This is a genomic window from Phaeodactylibacter xiamenensis (genome assembly GCF_000759025.1).
GTDB lineage: Bacteria > Bacteroidota > Bacteroidia > Chitinophagales > Saprospiraceae > Phaeodactylibacter > Phaeodactylibacter xiamenensis.
On the sequence record NZ_JPOS01000018.1, the window covers coordinates 364,548 to 381,097 of the forward strand.

The 16,550-nt window shown below is 51.7% G+C and carries 13 protein-coding genes and 1 tRNA gene; 11 read left to right on the forward strand and 3 right to left on the reverse strand.

Going from position 1 to position 16,550, the window contains the following annotated elements; translation table 11 throughout:
* The first annotated feature begins 53 nt into the window (after positions 1 to 53).
* Complete coding sequence (gene bcp / locus IX84_RS08215; protein WP_044218528.1) at positions 54 to 518, forward strand: thioredoxin-dependent thiol peroxidase; 465 nt, start codon at positions 54 to 56, stop codon at positions 516 to 518.
* An 86-nt stretch (positions 519 to 604) separates the two neighbouring features.
* On the opposite strand, the gene IX84_RS08220 is transcribed toward bcp, so the two are convergent.
* Complete coding sequence (locus IX84_RS08220) at positions 605 to 1,531, reverse strand: PfkB family carbohydrate kinase (RefSeq protein WP_044148892.1); 927 nt, start codon at positions 1,529 to 1,531, stop codon at positions 605 to 607.
* A 374-nt stretch (positions 1,532 to 1,905) separates the two neighbouring features.
* On the opposite strand from IX84_RS08220, the gene IX84_RS08225 reads away from it, so the two are divergent.
* Positions 1,906 to 1,982: transfer RNA gene (locus IX84_RS08225), tRNA-Asn, on the forward strand.
* Positions 1,983 to 2,095: 113 nt separating this feature from the next.
* Here the strand turns inward: IX84_RS08225 and IX84_RS08230 are convergent.
* Positions 2,096 to 2,962 carry a pirin family protein gene (locus IX84_RS08230; protein ID WP_044218531.1) on the reverse strand — a complete coding sequence of 289 codons (867 nt, stop codon included), beginning with the start codon at positions 2,960 to 2,962 and terminating at the stop codon, positions 2,096 to 2,098.
* A gap of 145 nt (positions 2,963 to 3,107) precedes the next feature.
* On the opposite strand from IX84_RS08230, the gene IX84_RS32050 reads away from it, so the two are divergent.
* Positions 3,108 to 3,272, forward strand: coding sequence for a DUF1328 domain-containing protein (locus IX84_RS32050; RefSeq protein WP_044218534.1), 165 nt, complete (start codon positions 3,108 to 3,110; stop codon positions 3,270 to 3,272).
* Between the two features lie 77 nt (positions 3,273 to 3,349).
* On the opposite strand, the gene IX84_RS08240 is transcribed toward IX84_RS32050, so the two are convergent.
* Positions 3,350 to 3,799 (reverse strand): (4Fe-4S)-binding protein, encoded by a 450-nt coding sequence (locus IX84_RS08240; RefSeq protein WP_044218536.1) that lies wholly within the window; start codon positions 3,797 to 3,799, stop codon positions 3,350 to 3,352.
* Positions 3,800 to 4,066: 267 nt separating this feature from the next.
* On the opposite strand from IX84_RS08240, the gene IX84_RS08245 reads away from it, so the two are divergent.
* The 8 genes from IX84_RS08245 (at position 4,067) to IX84_RS08275 (ending at position 16,405) form a co-directional block, all read left to right on the forward strand.
* Positions 4,067 to 5,881, forward strand: a complete 1,815-nt coding sequence (locus IX84_RS08245) for a hypothetical protein (protein WP_044218538.1) — start codon at positions 4,067 to 4,069, stop codon at positions 5,879 to 5,881.
* A gap of 253 nt (positions 5,882 to 6,134) precedes the next feature.
* A complete protein-coding gene (locus IX84_RS08250) occupies positions 6,135 to 8,378 on the forward strand; it encodes an efflux RND transporter permease subunit (RefSeq protein WP_044218541.1) in 2,244 nt (747 codons plus the stop codon).
* Positions 8,379 to 8,701: 323 nt separating this feature from the next.
* Positions 8,702 to 8,908, forward strand: coding sequence for a hypothetical protein (locus IX84_RS32835; protein ID WP_152604961.1), 207 nt, complete (start codon positions 8,702 to 8,704; stop codon positions 8,906 to 8,908).
* A 64-nt stretch (positions 8,909 to 8,972) separates the two neighbouring features.
* Positions 8,973 to 10,769 carry an AMP-dependent synthetase/ligase gene (locus IX84_RS08255; protein ID WP_044218544.1) on the forward strand — a complete coding sequence of 599 codons (1,797 nt, stop codon included), beginning with the start codon at positions 8,973 to 8,975 and terminating at the stop codon, positions 10,767 to 10,769.
* Between the two features lie 112 nt (positions 10,770 to 10,881).
* The gene (locus IX84_RS08260) at positions 10,882 to 12,711 is read left to right on the forward strand and encodes an AMP-dependent synthetase/ligase (protein ID WP_044218547.1); all 1,830 of its coding nucleotides are present in this window, start codon (positions 10,882 to 10,884) and stop codon (positions 12,709 to 12,711) included.
* 46 nt (positions 12,712 to 12,757) lie between these two features.
* The gene (locus IX84_RS32410) at positions 12,758 to 13,324 is read left to right on the forward strand and encodes a hypothetical protein (protein WP_081968665.1); all 567 of its coding nucleotides are present in this window, start codon (positions 12,758 to 12,760) and stop codon (positions 13,322 to 13,324) included.
* 298 nt (positions 13,325 to 13,622) lie between these two features.
* Positions 13,623 to 15,419, forward strand: coding sequence for a T9SS type A sorting domain-containing protein (locus IX84_RS08270; RefSeq protein ID WP_044218549.1), 1,797 nt, complete (start codon positions 13,623 to 13,625; stop codon positions 15,417 to 15,419).
* 182 nt (positions 15,420 to 15,601) lie between these two features.
* A complete protein-coding gene (locus IX84_RS08275; RefSeq protein ID WP_044218552.1) occupies positions 15,602 to 16,405 on the forward strand; it encodes a TIGR00266 family protein in 804 nt (267 codons plus the stop codon).
* Positions 16,406 to 16,550: the final 145 nt, after the last annotated feature.

Consider the following 16,550-nt stretch of genomic DNA (forward strand, 5'->3'; position numbering starts at 1 on the left):
CCTCCATCTACCGCCTTTGTTGTAATGGCATTGCAAACCAAAATGCATCAAAAATGACAACTTTGAAGGAAGGTGATAAGGCACCGGATTTCACGGGTATTGACCAGAATGAAAATACCATTTCCTTATCCGACTACAAGGGAAAGAAGCTCATCCTGTTTTTCTACCCCAAAGACAATACGCCCGGCTGTACGGCAGAAGCCTGCAACCTGCGCGACAACTTTGAAGACCTCAAAGCTAAAGGCTACGAGTTGCTTGGTGTGAGCCCGGATAGTGCCAAAAAGCACCAAAACTTCATCAAAAAGCACGACCTGCCTTTCCCGCTGCTGGCAGATACTGAAAAGCAAGTACTGAACGCCTACGAAGTATGGGGCGAAAAGCAGTTCATGGGCAAGACCTACGATGGAGTACACCGCACTACCTTCATTATTGACGAGGAGGGTAAAATTGAGAAGGTTTTCAAAAAAGTGAAGACCAAAGCCCACACGGAGCAAATTCTGGAGGAAATGGAAGGGTAAAACTCTGTGTTTTCCTAAAAAAGGAAGCCCTTGCAGGCATTTGTTGCTTGCAGGGGCTTTGTATTACAGGCTCAGAACTACGCTGATTAGAGTTCGATATCGGCATCAAAGTTGACCAGGTCGACAAACCGGGCGATGCGCTTATTGATGGCTTTGTTGTTGAGCTCTTTCATCCGCTCGATGCCAAACTTCTCTACGCAGAAAGAAGCCATAGCAGAACCGTAGATCACGGCACGCTTCATATTTTCGAAGGAAAGGTCGCCGGTACGGGCAATGTAGCCCATAAAGCCACCCGCGAAGGTATCTCCGGCACCGGTGGGGTCGAAAACTTCTGCTAGTGGCAGCGCCGGTGCAAAGAAGACCTTCCCGCCTTCAAAGAGCAGAGCACCATGCTCTCCTTTCTTAATCACGAGGTGCTTAGGCCCCATGCCGTGGATCACTTCCGCTGCTTTCACCAGGGAGTGTTCTCCCGATAGTTGCCGGGCTTCCTCGTCGTTAATGATCAGGCCATCAATTTTCTTGAGAACCTGCAACAGGCTTTCCATCGCTGTGTCCATCCAGAAATTCATGGTATCCAGCGCGATAAACTTCGGCCGGTTATTCAATTGGTCGATCACCTCTGACTGTACAGATGGTGTCAGGTTGCCCAACATCAGATATTCTGCGTCCTTATAGTTGTCCGGGAGGACCGGCTTGAAATCTGCCAGCACGTTGAGTTGGGTGTCGAGGGTATCACGGTCGTTCAGGTTGTCGTGGTACTTACCAGCCCAAAAGAAAGATTTCTCCCCCTCTTTTACCTGCAGTCCATCAAGGTCAATGCCCCTTGATGCCATAAAGTCCAGTTCCTGCTGCGGGAAGTCATCCCCGATAACAGATACGATTTTGAGGTGGTCTGTAAAGTAAGAAGCAGCGAGTGTAATGTAGGTTGCAGCACCGCCCACCACCTTTTCGGCTCGCCCAAAAGGGGTTTCGATGTCGTCAAAAGCTACAGTTCCAACGGCTAATAGGCTCATCTGAATTATTTTTAAAATTTTTCTGTTACAAAGATTGCACATTTATTTTAGATGGTATAACTTTGCACTCGCCTTTTGAAAGAAAGAGGATTTAAGTATAGGCAGTTGCTTCAAAAACTAATGGATTTTGAGGTAGTCAGATTAAATTGTCTCATTCCCGATAGCTATCGGGAAGCTGGTTAGAGCGGTCCTAGTGAACCGGGATTAATCCGTAGGTCATAGGTTCAGGTCCTGTAACCACCAGCAAAAGAGCTTTGAAATAAAGTTGCCTCAGTAGCTCAGCTGGTTAGAGCGGTCCCGGTAAACCGGGATTAATCCGCAGGTCATAGGTTCAAGTCCTGTAACCACCAGCAAAAGAGCTTTGAAATAAAGTTGCCTCAGTAGCTCAGCTGGTTAGAGCGGCGGACTGTTAATCCGTAGGTCATAGGTTCAAGTCCTATCTGAGGCGCCAAGCCCCGGAGCGTAAAGCTTCGGGGCTTTTGTGTTTACCCCATCGCGCATGCATTACGTCTACATACTTTACTCACCGGGCTCGGACAAATACTACGTAGGGCCAGGCATATTTCAATATTCGGTATAAAAGCCCATTTTACCCATTTGATAATCCCGCATGGCCTCCATGATTTCGGTCTGAGTGTTCATCACATAGGGGCCCCACTGGGCGACCGGTTCGTTGATGGGCAGGCCTGAGAGGAAGAGCACCTCGCTATCCGCCTCAGCTTGGAGTGCAATGCCCTCTCCGTCTGAACGGAATTGTATCGCATGTTCTTTTGCATAAGACCAGTTCTCATTGAGTTGAACTTTACCGCTGACGATGTAGATCATGGTATTGTGCTCCCGGGGGACAGGTAGTTGCACATATCCTGTTTTGGAAAGGGCGACCTGTAGCACTGTCAATTCGGTATGAGAGCGTACTGCACCTTTTATGCCATTGAAGGGCCCTGCCACCACTTTAATACGGACCTTCGCATCATCATATTCTATCAGTGGCAAATCTGACGATCTGATATTTTGGTAATCCGGCTGTACCATCTTGTACTTCTTAGGAAGGTTGATCCAAAGTTGAACGCCTTCCAATATACCGCCCTGCTCCAGGAAATCACGGCTGGTGCGTTCACTGTGAATGATGCCCATGCCGGCCGTCATCCACTGTACATCACCGCTACGGAGTACACCCTTGTTGCCCCGGCTATCTTTATGCCTTAGCTCGCCCTGATAAAGAAAGGTGACAGGAATGAACCCCCGGTGAGGGTGCGGGCCGATATCGAGAGGATCGAACGGGGGCTCGACTTCATATGGGCCAAAATGATGCAGGAGCAGAAAAGGGTCTACTCGTTCTACTTTAATGGTGGGCAAGGGCTGTTTTACCGTAATATTGCCCATTTCGATGGGCTCACCTGGCAGTATGGCAGCGACAGAACGATACTTCATAGTACAGTGGAATGGGTTCCTTTAGAAAACACTTTTGCCAGCCCTGGAGTTGCAGGCATTGCAGTAGCGAACATGGCATAAAAGCGCCCGTTTAAAAGGTGATTCAAAAACAGGAGGGGTAATCCTTCCCCAAAACCAAATGATTATGTTACGTTACGCCTTGATTTTTTTCATTATTGCCTTAATTGCAGCTGTGTTCGGATTTGGTGGTATTGCTGCCGGAGCCGCAGCGATAGCCAAAGTCATTTTCTACATCTTCCTGGTACTGTTAGTCGTATCCCTGATCATGAATTTTGTTAGAAAGACCTAATCGGTCCGAACTTCAATTAGAAAAGGCTGACAGTCGTGATGTACTGTCAGCCTTTTCTATTTTGGAATACAACAGGATTAGCCCTCAAACCCGATTTTTTTGTGAGAACCATCGCAGAATGGCTTATTGGAGGAAGCACCGCAGCGGCAAAAGGCCGTTAGCTTTTCCTGCACAGAAGTATTGCCTTGCCCATCTTTGAGCGCGATTGTCCCTTTGACCATTAGCGGGCCATTAGGGATCACTTCAGCTTCGGTTGCTCCTGCAGGCGCCTGTTTGTTAGCCTGTACGGCTTGCTTATTCTCGTCGTTGTAGTAAAAGGTCAATGCTCCCGACGGGCACTTTTTGACTTGCTCAGCGATCCGTTCGCTATCAGCCCCTTCCGCATTTACCCATGGCCTGGCTTTAGGGTCAAATACTTCCGGAAGACCATTAAAGCAGAGCCTGGAATGCATGCATTGCTTAGGCTTCCATACGATCGTGATTTCCCCGTTACTGTACTCTTTTACTATGGGTTTTTCCTGGCTCATATTGGTAGGCATTTAGGAGATAAACCCGGCTTAATGGATATGGTTCGTACCGGGCGCTGAATTTGTTTTAAACAAAATAGTGAAAAAGAGGGAAAAATTATTGAAATTTGGATGCAATGGGCTGATCAATCAGGAGAATGCAAAATTTGCATAGCCTGATTTCCGTTTTGGAGATGTACCGGGCAACAATCCCGCAGCATATGCACCGGTGTACGCAAAAAAAGAACAACGAACGCGTACAGCCATTTTTCAAAAAATAAGAAAACCATGATGAAACTTTGGCAAACCACTTTAGCCGTTTTGTTCCTCGCCCTCTCATTGGCACAGGCTCAAAATGAATCCTTCTACACGGTTCAGGTCGGGACATTTATTGACGCAAAACCAGAAGACTTCAGTGCGCTGCGCGAATTGGGCTTTGTCCACGCTCAAGACTTGGGGAGTAACTTGATGGAGGTTTATGTTGGCGGGTTTGAGAGCCGGCCGCCTGCCGAACAGCTTGCCGCCAGTGTCCGCCAGAATGGCTACGCCAATGCTTTCGTGCAGGAGCGTACCATTGACCCCAATGCCCCGGCAGCAATTGTGCAAATGGCGACTCGCCAAATCAACCGTCCCATAGAGTGGGAAAGCCTGATGAAAGCAGGTCCGCTATATGGCATACTGCAGGGCAATTTGATAAAAATCGTCACCGGCCCCTTCACCAGCGAAGCGGCTGCTCAGGCGGTGCTGCCTGGTATTCAGGAATTAGGCTACAAAGATGCCTTCGTCAAAAATGTGCCCAGTGGATACCTGCTTCCTCTTACCGAATTCGAAACCGGTACAAAAAAACCGCTCATCCCTCTGTCAATGAACGAAAACCCTGGCTCCGCTGCACCACCGCAGAGCTATGACCAGACAAAAGGCGAACGCCTGCCGAACAACAGTAATTCCACTCAACCCTATACTACACCTGCCGATGCCAATGAAGTGCTTCAGGCTCGTCAGCCCACCATACCGCCCCCTCCTCCCGCTGTGCCTGACCTCCCTTCCAGCTACGATTACTACGCAGGGGATGTCGCCCCGACAACAGGAACAGCACCCGCCCCCGCGCTTCCAGCCATTGATGGCAGCGTAAAGCGAGGCTCTGCTCTTGATCTGCAACGTATCCTCAAGGCCGCCAAAACTTATACCGGATCATTGGATGGCTACTACGGGCCGGGCACCCAGGCAGGGTATGAAAAATACTTTGCTCAAAACCGCACCTTGCAGCAGTATCAGCTTGTCGCCGAACAATCGCCACTGCCCGGACAGGAAGGCGCAGATAGTGAGCTACAGGAGGTAATCAATGAAATGGGCTACAGCGCTGCCGCTGCTGCCCGCCTGGACGACTACAGCGCCGACCCGCTGGCTAAGGCTTACCAGGCTTACCAGCTGTTCCAGAATTTTGGCCCGGGCCAGGAAGTCAACAAGCGTATGAACACCGCCATCCGGGAGGCTTTCCAGGGCAAAAAACTCGAAGGCGTGGCTTTTGATCCCAGCTTTACCTATGCTTACGAGAATAACGGACAGTTGATTCAGCACCTCTTGTTTGTACACGCCGCACCAGGTACGGAAGAAGCGGCTCCCTGCTGGCTGGCAGCCCGCCATCCGGCAGAATCAGCAGAAGCCTACACCTCATTGTCTACTTTGATCGGAGATGAATTGAAGTTACAGGGCTGCGGACAGTTCGAAAGCTGGCCGGAGGTTCGCATTATGGTTACGCTGGCTGCAGATTTGGGTGCCCGGAGCTCATTCGACCAGAAGCGTTTGGCGCAAGCGGCTACAGAGCGCTCCCGTTTATACACCGCCCCCAAGGTCCTCAATGACAAGGAGCGGGAATCAGTGGAAAACTGGCACGAAAACCTGATGAAAGGTGTCAGCAACTGGTCAAAAAAAGACCCGCTTACGGAGCAGCTGGGTACGGCTTTCCAGGCGATGTATTTCCAAAGCCAGGTGCGGCTTGAAGATTACTTCATGGACAAGGGGTATAAGCCCAAAGAAGCCAAAGCACTGGCACTCGCTGCTTTGCATACGCTGGTGGCTTACCACATGCAGCGTTTCGTGTAGTGTAAAACCTCAGCAGGAATGAACCCGCAGGCCGTGTGCAAAAAGATGCATACGGCCTGTTGTGTTCCTTCACCTGCCTGATGTGCTCAACTAAATTTGCCCGGCGTGGTTATACGCAATGCGAAGTGGTTTGCGACATCGTAACAAGCCACTTCTCAGCGTAAATGCTGACATTGAGTAGGTTTGCTGTGGCAAACCACTCAATCGTCAGTATATACCGTCGAACAAGTCAAAAATTGAGCATCAAACTCGCATGAAAAGCAAACTGCGGATTATCTCTGTCGCCACCTTTCTGGTACTGGCAGCCATCAGCGGGTACTACGTTACCCAATTGCAATTCTCTTTCGATTTCGAACAGTTCTTCCCGGAAGGGGACGAAGACCTGGAGTTCTTCCGGGACTTTGTGGAGAACTTCGAGGGGGATGACAACTTTCTGCTCGTCGCAGTACGCCGGGAGCAGGGCGTCTTTGAACAGGATTTCCTGGAGCGGTTTCACGATTTTACGCTATCTACCCGCGATTTGCCTTATATCGAAGAAAGCCAGTCGCTGACTAAGTTTTCCTACCCGGTACGTACGCCATTCGCGATCACTACCGTACCAGCCATTCACATCGATCAACCGGAACGCCTCCCGGCCGATAGTGCCCGTATTCTTTCGGACGAGCGCTTTGTGCACAACCTGATTTCAGAGGACGGGAAAACGCTAGTGGTCTTCCTCAAGACCATTCCCAGCATACAACTCGATCAGGCACGCGAGCTCATGGCCGCCCTGGATGAGCAGATCAATACCTACGATTTCGAAGAATACCACTACCTCGGGCGGCCCTATTTTCAAAAGGAACTGGTGGATATGCAAAAGCGGGAAATCACCGTATCTGCTATCATTTCGGGTATTTTGGTCACGCTGATCATGTTCGTCATCTTCCGCAAGCCCTGGGGCATCTTCGTGGCTTTGGTATCTATCGGGCTGGGCATGCTGCTGTTTATGGGGCTGCTGGGCGCTACCGGGCGGGAGCTGAATGCTATGGCTGCGCTCTACCCTGTGCTGATGATTATCGTGGGGACCTCGGATGTCATCCACATCATGTCCAAATACATCGATGAACTGCGGAAAGGCGAGCGGCAGGACAAAGCCATCGTAACCGCCATCAAGGAAATCGGGCTGGCCACGCTCCTGACTTCCATCACTACGGCGATCGGATTTGCCTCCCTGCTTACCAGCAAGGTGGGGCCTATTCGTGAATTCGGGATCAATGCAGCCATCGGAGTAATGGTGGCTTACGTGACCGTAATTTTCTTCACCACAGCGGTGCTTTCCTGGTTCCGTGCCGATCAGATTATCAAACTGGGCAAGGGGCAGGCTTTTTGGGAAAAATCCATGGACTGGGCATACCACTTCACCCTGCGCCATCCCAGCCGCATTGCACTGGCTGCCGTGGTGACTTTGGGCATTGCCTTCTGGGGCATCTCCCGCATTACGACCAACTACGGCATCATCAACAATATGCCGATTGGTGAGAAAATTACTGAGGATTTCAAATTTTTTGAGAAAAACCTGACCGGTTTCCGCCCCATGGAATTCGCAGTATTTGCCAAAGAGGGCTACAAAGCCACCGACTGGGCTGTGATGCGGGAAATTGCCAAAGTGGAAAACCACCTGAAGGAGTATCCCTCCGTGCAAGCCGTAGCTTCCATTACCGCCGTCTACAAGAGCATCAATCAGATGATGAAAAATAACGCGCCCGAGGCCTACGCCATGCCCGAAACGGAGGCAGACTTCGAGCGCTATCAGCGGATGGCCCGCCGGGTGCCCAAGCTGAATGTAAATGTGCTACTGAGCAAAGATGAGACCAAAGCCCGCATCACTTCACGGGTGCAGGACATCGGCGCAGACAGCATCAAAGCCATAGGCGAGGACATCGACCGATGGATCACCATGAATACGGATACTTCGGTGGTGGCCTTTCAGCGGACCGGCACCGGGCTGATTATCGATAAAAATGCCGAGTATGTGCGCCGCGATCTGCTCTATGGGCTCGGCATGGCCATTCTGATTGTGAGCGTGCTGATGGCCATACTTTTTCAGAATATCAAGATGCTGCTGATTTCCTTGTTGCCCAATATTTTCCCCCTGATACTGGCGGGGGCGCTGCTGGGTTTCCTGGGCATTGAGCTGGAAGCTGGTGTGTCCATTGTCTTTGCCGTGATTTTTGGCATCGCTGTAGATGATACCATACACTTCCTAAGTAAATACAAACTAGCTAAAAACAAGGGGCTGGAACTGGAGCCCGCTATGCGCATCACCTTTTTGGAAACGGGGAAGGCCATCGTGCTGACCTCCATTATCCTGTTTTTTGGCTTCCTGGTGATGCTGTTCTCCATCCACCCGCCGAGTGTGACGATTGGGCTGCTGATCAGCCTGACCCTTTTGAGCGCCTTGATTAGCGATTTGCTGCTTATCCCGTTGCTGATCCGCTGGATTATGCCGAAATCCTAGCAGCATATCTCCGACAGGCTGCTAGAGCTTTGTTAACCGTGGATGAAGGCTAAGGGCAAATTGTATTGGCAATAAGAATTCAGAGAAGCTACAGGTTACTCCATCCGTGGAAGGAAATAGCTTGTGTTGCCTGAGCTTTAAAGGCAAAGAGCGTTCGGCTCGATGCAGTAGTTAGATTCTTGCCCGATCGGCTTTGCTGACAGAGGGGTGCCGAGTCCCTTTGGGGACTATATGTGGGTAATCTCCAATCTACTAAAGTCTCTCCCCGCGCCATAGGTGCGGAATGTGTTTTCCCCAAGGGGTTGATGCCAAGCCCGATCAGCATGAAAAAGTTATGGAGCGCAGTCGCCTCTACAGGTTCAGTAGCTTACCTTCCGCACCTAACGGCGCGGCACCTGTGCGTTGGCATTTGGGTTACCGATATATTGCCCCTGAAGGGGCAGCAGCTCCGCATGGTTCAGCGATGGGCATCCAATGGCGCGGCAGCCCCAAAAATAGCTACCCATTTCAAGCTTTACAAAACACCGTGAAGTCTACAAAAAACCCTATCTTTCAGGGAGCCCCAAGTCGAAACCTATACCTAAGCCCCCTGATATGGACTTCCGGCGATTATTCGACATCTTGCCTTATCAACAGGACTGCTTTCCCAACAAGAGAGCCCTTGCCATTCGCGAAAGCGTAGGTTGGCAATATTTTAGCACTCAAGACTGCGAGCAGACTGCTGCCCGTATTAGTGCCGGCTGGCTGGCGCTGGGGCTCAGGCGGGGCGACCGTGTGGCACTCCTGGCCGAACGCTGCAGCCCGCGCTGGCTGCTCATGGATATCGCCCTGATGCAGGCCGGGCTCATCTCTGTGCCTGTACATAGCCACTGCAGCGACCGGGAGTTACAGTTCATCCTCAGAGATGCCGGTGTAGGCTACGTCGTAACGGCCAACCGGGAGGCTACCGAAAAAGTACAGCAGATCAAGGAGCAATTACCGGATTTGAGGGAAGTGTATTGCATGCAGCCCCTGCCCGATCATCCGAGTTGGGACGACCTGCTGACCGAGCCTACCGCCTCCGATCAGGAAAAGCTGCAGGTGCTCCGGGCCGCTATCCACGAAGAAGACCTGGCGACCATCGTCTACACCTCCGGTACTGCCGGCGAGCCTAAGGGCGTCATGCTCTCCCACCGCAATATCGTCAGCAACATCAAAGCCACCATCAGCCTTGTACCGGTCAATGCGAACAGCCGGGTGATCAGCTTCCTGCCGCCAAGCCACATCTTCGAGCGCATGGTCAACTACGCCTACCTGGCCTGCGGCGCTTCGGTGTACTACTCCAACAACCCCGAAGAAACCCGCTACCTGATGCGCAAAGTGAAGCCGCATTACTTTACGGTAGTACCCCGCTTGCTGGAACGCGCCTACGACGAAATTCAGGAACGCATAGGGCAATTGCCCGTGCTGCCCCGCTGGGTGGCGCATTGGGCCATTCGGTTAGGGATGCAGTACCGGATTCGGCATCGTGGCCATCTTTTGTACCGTATGCAACTGGGCGTGGCCAACCTGCTGGTGTTTAGCGTCTGGAGGCGCTTGTTGGGTGGGCGCGTAAAGGGCATCATGGTCGGCGCTGCCGCCCTGCAGCCCCGGCTGGCACGGCTGTTTTCGGCTGCCGGGCTTTCCATTCATGAGGGCTATGGCATGACCGAGACTTCGCCCGTGGTTGCCTTCAACCGGTTTGAGCCGGGCGGCACCCGCTTTGGCACCGTGGGGCGGCCTATTCCGGGCATAGAAGTGAAAATTGAAGGGCAAGGGGAGGAAGAGGGCGAGATACTGGTGCGCGGCCCCAATGTAATGCTGGGCTACTACAACCGGCCGGAGGACACCCAACGCGTGCTATCGGAAGATGGCTGGCTGCAAACCGGCGACCGCGGGCAATGGGTGCATAAGCGGTTCCTGAAAATAACAGGCCGGCAAAAAGACATTTTCAAAACCACCAACGGCAGGTACGTCGCTCCGGAAGAAATCGAAAACCTGGCCAAAAGCACACCTTATATAGAGGAGTGCATGGTGCTTGGTGCACAGCGGCCGTTTCCGGTTGCACTCATCCTGCCTCAGTTTGGATTGCTGAAGCAATGGTGCGAGGCGCACAACGTACACTGGACCGCCCCCCAGTTTATGGTGCACAACCACAAGGTGGTCAACTTCATGCAGGAGCAAATGGCTATTGTGAATGCCCAATTGCCGCATTACAAACAGGTCGGTCAAATCCACCTGCTCCACGAGCCCTGGACCGCAGCAAGTGGCGACCTTACGCCAACGCTAAAGCCCCGCCGGGAACGTATAGCAGAAAAATTCCAAAAAGAAATTGATGCCCTCTACGAACAGGGTGCCGCCCTTCGGGGTTGATTGTTTGGCTTAAAAGAATGTTGGCAGACAGTCGTTTTTTTGCTGCTTTATTTCGCACATTTGCTTTCTGCCAATTATCTTTCGGATACCTAACCAAAACTTGCAGGACATTATGGACCATCCAACGAGGCTATTTGACTTCATACAGTACCAGCTCAAGCACAGTCCTCAGGACAAGGCTTACGGGTACCGCCAAAACGGGCAATGGGTGTACTACAGCACTCAGGAAACAGTGGATAAAGCCAATAAGGTCAGCCGGGGCTTGCTCAAGCTTGGGGTGAAACCAGGCGATAAAATTGCCATGGCGGTCTATCAAAACCGGCCGGAATGGGCGGTGCTGGACCTGGGCATACAGCAAATCGGGGCCATCAACGTGCCGGTCTACCCAACGATCAGCCCTGCGGAGTATGAGTACATCTTCAACGACGCAGAAGTGAAGTACGCCTTCGTGGGCAAAGATGACCTGTACGATAAGGTAAACACGGCCAAGGCTAATGTCCCTTCCCTCCTGGATATCTACACCTTTGACCGTCAGGATGGGCGGCCCTACTGGGAAGATATCTTCTCCGATGAAGGGCAGGCGGAAGTGGAAGCGATCATGGCTAAAATCAAGCCCAGCGAGCTGGCGACCATCATCTATACCTCAGGCACTACCGGTGAGCCCAAGGGCGTCATGCTGTCGCACCGCAATATCGTGAGCAACGTGATGGATGTGATGGACATCTTCCCGATAGACAATGAGCACAAAGTGCTGAGCTTCCTGCCATTGTGCCATATTTTCGAACGGGCTGCACTCTACGCCTATACTTTCCTGAGCGCGAGCATCACCTTTACCGGTACGGACAACCTCGGTGGGGACGAGGGCGACCTGAAAGCCGTGCAGCCGCACTTTTTTACTACAGTGCCCCGCCTGCTGGAAAAAGTCTACGAAAAAATCTACAACAAAGGCCTGGAACTAACGGGCGTAAAAAAATCCCTCTTCTTCTGGGCGCTCAGCCTGACGGAGGACTATGAATACGATAAATCCTACAGTGGCCTAAAAGCCATTAAAATGAAGATCGCCGATAAGCTGATTTTCAGCAAATGGCGGGAAGCGCTCGGCGGCAACGTCAGAGGTATCATTACCGGGGCAGCCCCCTGCCCGGTCAAAATGGCGAAGGTGTTCTCGGCTGCCGGCGTGCCGATCCGTGAAGGGTATGGGCTGACGGAGACTTCACCGGGCCTGGCTATCGGGCACTTCACACCGGGCGGAGGCATGTTGGGCACGATTGGGCCGGCTTTGAAGAGCGTGGAATTGCGCATTGACGACTCCGAAGGCACCTACAACCCCGGTGAGGGCGAAATCCTGGCCAAAGGGCCAAACGTGATGATGGGCTACTACAACAAGCCCGAAGCGACCGCCGAGGTCTTTAAAGATATTGACGGGGAGCGTTGGTTCCGTACCGGCGATGTAGGTACCCTGGTGCCTGGTCCGGGCGGCAAACCATTCCTGAAAATCACCGACCGCAAGAAAGAGCTGCTCAAGACCTCCGGTGGCAAGTACGTAGCGCCGGCACCGATCGAGAATAAGCTCAAGGAAGACTTCCTCGTGGAGCAGGTCATGGTGGTCGGTGAGCAGCGCAAATTTGTTTCTGCCATCATTCTGCCCGCCGAAGACGCACTCAAAGACTGGTGCGCCCGTCATGGGGTGGAGTGGAAAGGCATGCAGGACGCCGTACAGCAACCTGAAGTTATTGCCAAATACCAATCGATCATTGATCAGTACAATCCGAATTTCAGCAAAATAGAGCAGATCAAGAAGTTCTGCCTGATTGCAGCTTCCTGGGAGCCCAGCCGTACAGACGGTACAGCTGCTGAACTGACGCCAACGATGAAGCTCAAGCGGCGGGTCATCCGTGACAAGTACCAGCAAGACATCGAAGCCATCTACGCGGAAGGGTAGCTAAACAAAGCAGCAACCCAGCCATTTGGATAGTAAAAACCTTCGAATGGCTGACCTCACTAAACAACTCCAGCATTTGCTAAAGCAGGGCGCGGAGCTTTTTCATCCCAGTGGAAAAGCTCCGTTGCTTTTTGCGGAAGCAACTGAAGACTGGAAGGAATTCTCAACACTAACGCCCGAAAAAGAAGGCCTGCAGCAAAACCACTATCAGATTACAGCTGCCGATTTTGATAAACCTACCGGGAAATTGTACGTGGCGTATAGCAAAACCGATTACCTACAGGTGCGGCCGGTGCCCTTCGAAGCACTTAAAAGCCACCGGCAGCTTTTGGAGCAATGGTACCTTTTGCTTACCCGGGAGAAACTGCCGCAGCAGGCACAAGTGGAGCAATGGCCTATTCAGCAAGACCATTGCCTGCAACGCGTGGTCTTGGACGACTTGTTTCAGGATTGCTGGTACAACCATCTCAACCGGTCTAAGCCAGCCTATCGTCAGTTAGACAATCTGCAGCTTGGGCAGAGTTTGCAACTTTTGAGCCGGATGGAGCGGGAAGGAGAGCCGTTGGTCGCAGCGTTAAATGTCAGCAGCCTGACGTTTCGCGGAAAAATATAAAGCGAGCCCCGCAGCGAACCGAATGGCTTAAACGATTATTCTAATGGTGTTCAATTCGCCCGTTTCTCCTTTGCTGTCAAAAGAGTTTGGGGTTGAAAAAGATTTCATTTCGGACAGTATGACAAAATGATTAATTTAGCAACCTGAAATTCGAAGCCGAGCCTGTTTTGTCGGCAGTTTGATACTACGCACTGAAGTTTTCCGAAAGCCCCATCAACCAAAATCAGACTTGGATTAGCCCGCTCCGGCGGTCTTTATATCGTATGTTTAAAACGCTTTAGTAATCAAAATTGCTTCTATGAAAATTTTTACGACTACAATCCTTTCCCTGTTCCTGGCCCTCACTATGGCCAATGCGCAGGTAGTTTATGTCAACTCACCGGCTGAGCTGGTGGGGGGGTACACCTTTGGCACGGGTGACTTCGGTACGCAGCTTACGGATACTGTGATCACTGCTGATGCGGTATTCGTAGATGACGGCAGTGGTGAGACGGCTACTCAGGGCTGTGGCGCTGCTGTAAACGGTGCCGAGCTGGAAGGCAAAATCGCACTGGTGGACCGCGGTAGCTGCCAGTTTGGTACAAAGTGCCTGAACGCTGAAATGGCAGGTGCCATTGGTGTCATCATCTTTAATAATCAGCCGGGTGTTGGTGTCATCAACATGGCAGGTGGTAATGACGGAGGCATGGTGACTGTGCCTGTGGCTATGCTGGACTACGAAGCTGGTCAGGCCATCCGTACTGCTCTGGAGAGTGGTGCGGTGAACATCACAATGGGTAACCTGGTACTGCCAAACGATATCGGTGCAGGTGCACCAAACGTAATGGTAGCCCCATACGGTGTGGTGCCTATTGATCAGGTGACTGCTGAGAACTTTACGTTCGTACCTGGTGCAAATATGGTGAATAACGGCTCCAATGCTGCTTCTAATCTCAACGTATCGGCTACGATCGAGTACGCAGAGCTTGACGGCTCTAACCCAACGGAAGTGTACAGCGAAGCAGGTATGCTGGATGAAACCATTGATCCGGACTCTACTTCCAGCCTGCTGACGCTTGCTGGATTTACGCCTGCCAACGGTATTGGTCGTTATACCACTACTTACCAGGTGGCTAGTGATAGCACAGATCAGCTTAATTTTGACAACTCCGTTACCACTACATTCGCAGTGACCGATTCAATCTACTGCAAAGGTGGATGGGACTTTGCTGCTGGTCGTCCTAATGTGACAATCTACTACTCTGTTGGTGGGGGTGGTGTATTTGAGATGATTTCCTCCTTCAAATTCCCGAACGGCAGCGGATTGCGTATTGATACGATAATCGTCGATGTACTTTCTCCATCTGGTTCCACACTGGCTGGCGAGCCGTTCGAAGCTTATGTATATGAGTGGAACGATGCTGATGAGGATGGGCTCATTGCAAATACCGAAGTGCTGACTGTGGGTGTATCTACCGTTGCCTTCCCAGACACTTTCCCAGACCAGGTTGGCGAACTGACATTGCCTATCATTGACTTTAACACCTTCTCTGAGCCAGGCCCGGTTGTTAATCCAGATGCAACTTCTTACTTCGTTGGCATCCGTTACACTGGAGAAGGTCAGGCCTTCATTGGTGTGGATGAGAGCTACAGCCATCAACAGTACATTGAATTCCTGACTGCTAATGAAGCATTGACAGATGCAGACTTCCCTTACTTCGTAGTTAGTTCCTTCGATCCGGGTAATAACTCCCCTGACTTTGAGACAGCAGGTTTGTTTACAGATGTATTTGCAGGTTTGGCGCTGGCCATCAAAACCGCTCCAATCGCCAGCAGCACAGAGGACGTGGTCGGTGCAGAAACCTTTGAGATGGACATCTTCCCGAACCCAACTGCGGAGAAGCTGACTACCAATCTTACTTTCAAGGAGAGCACAAGCTTCGTAGAGTACAACATCACTTCTGCTAACGGACAGGTGCTGTTGCGTCAGCGCGACAGCAGTGTAGGTGAGCGCGAGCAGGCAGAGTTCAATGTAGAGGCACTGCCTGCCGGTCAGTACTTCCTGATGATCCGCACAGAGCAGGGTATTCAGACGATGCCATTTGTGAAGAAGTAATCTACTGCCAAGTAGTGTATAACTAAAAACCCGAATGGGTTTTCCATTCAATCAGGCGCCCCGCTGGAGTTTTCCGGTGGGGCGCTTGTCGTTAATTTGCGCGTATCCCTCGAAAGGATTAGGGGCTTCTAAGCGAGAAAACTTATTTTAAGGCATTAATTCTAATAAACCACACCTTATCCATGAATGCACACGAGATAGATTTTCAGATCTTCGGTGAAGAAATGCAGTACGTTGAGATTGAGCTTGACCCCTATGAAACGGTCATCGCAGAAGCTGGCAGCTTTATGATGATGGACGACAGCATCGAGATGGCCACCATCTTTGGCGATGGCAGCCACCGGGAAGAAAATTCCGGGCTTTGGGGCAAAGTCCTTTCAGCAGGAAAGCGCCTGATTACCGGGGAGAGCCTGTTTATGACGGCATTTACGCATGCCGGGACCGGGAAGAAGCGTGTTTCTTTTGCTTCGCCCTACCCCGGGCGGATTATCCCCCTCGACCTGTCAGAGCACGGCGGCAAAGTCATCTGTCAGAAGGATGCTTTCCTTTGCGCTGCCAAAGGGGTGTCTGTCGGTATTGAGTTTTCCAAGCGCCTGGGGCGTGGCTTCTTCGGGGGTGAAGGCTTCATCATGCAAAAGCTGGAAGGCGATGGCTTATCCTTCCTGCATGCCGGAGGTACCGTTACCCGCAAAGAGCTGGCCATAGGCGAAACGCTGCGGGTAGACACCGGTTGCCTCGTGGGCTTCACGCAGGATGTAGACTATGATATTGAGATGGTGCGCGGTGTGCGCAACGCTATTTTTGGTGGCGAGGGCCTGTTTTATGCCCGCCTTCAGGGCCCGGGCAGCGTTTGGGTACAATCCCTGCCATTTAGCCGCCTGGCTGACCGCGTCCTGCGGGCGTCCAAACACTACGGTGGTGGCAAAAAGGGCGAAGGCAGTGTACTCGGCGGCCTTGGCGACCTGCTCGACGGGGACGGCTGGTAAGCACAAAAAAAATAAGTCACCGCTGCAAACAAAAATTCGAACACGCTGTTTATTGGTAGTTTTACTATCGATTCGAGTTGAATTACTCAAAAGATAGTGACAAGAATTTCTGTTGTAGTTCATTCCGGTTATCCACTGGAATTGA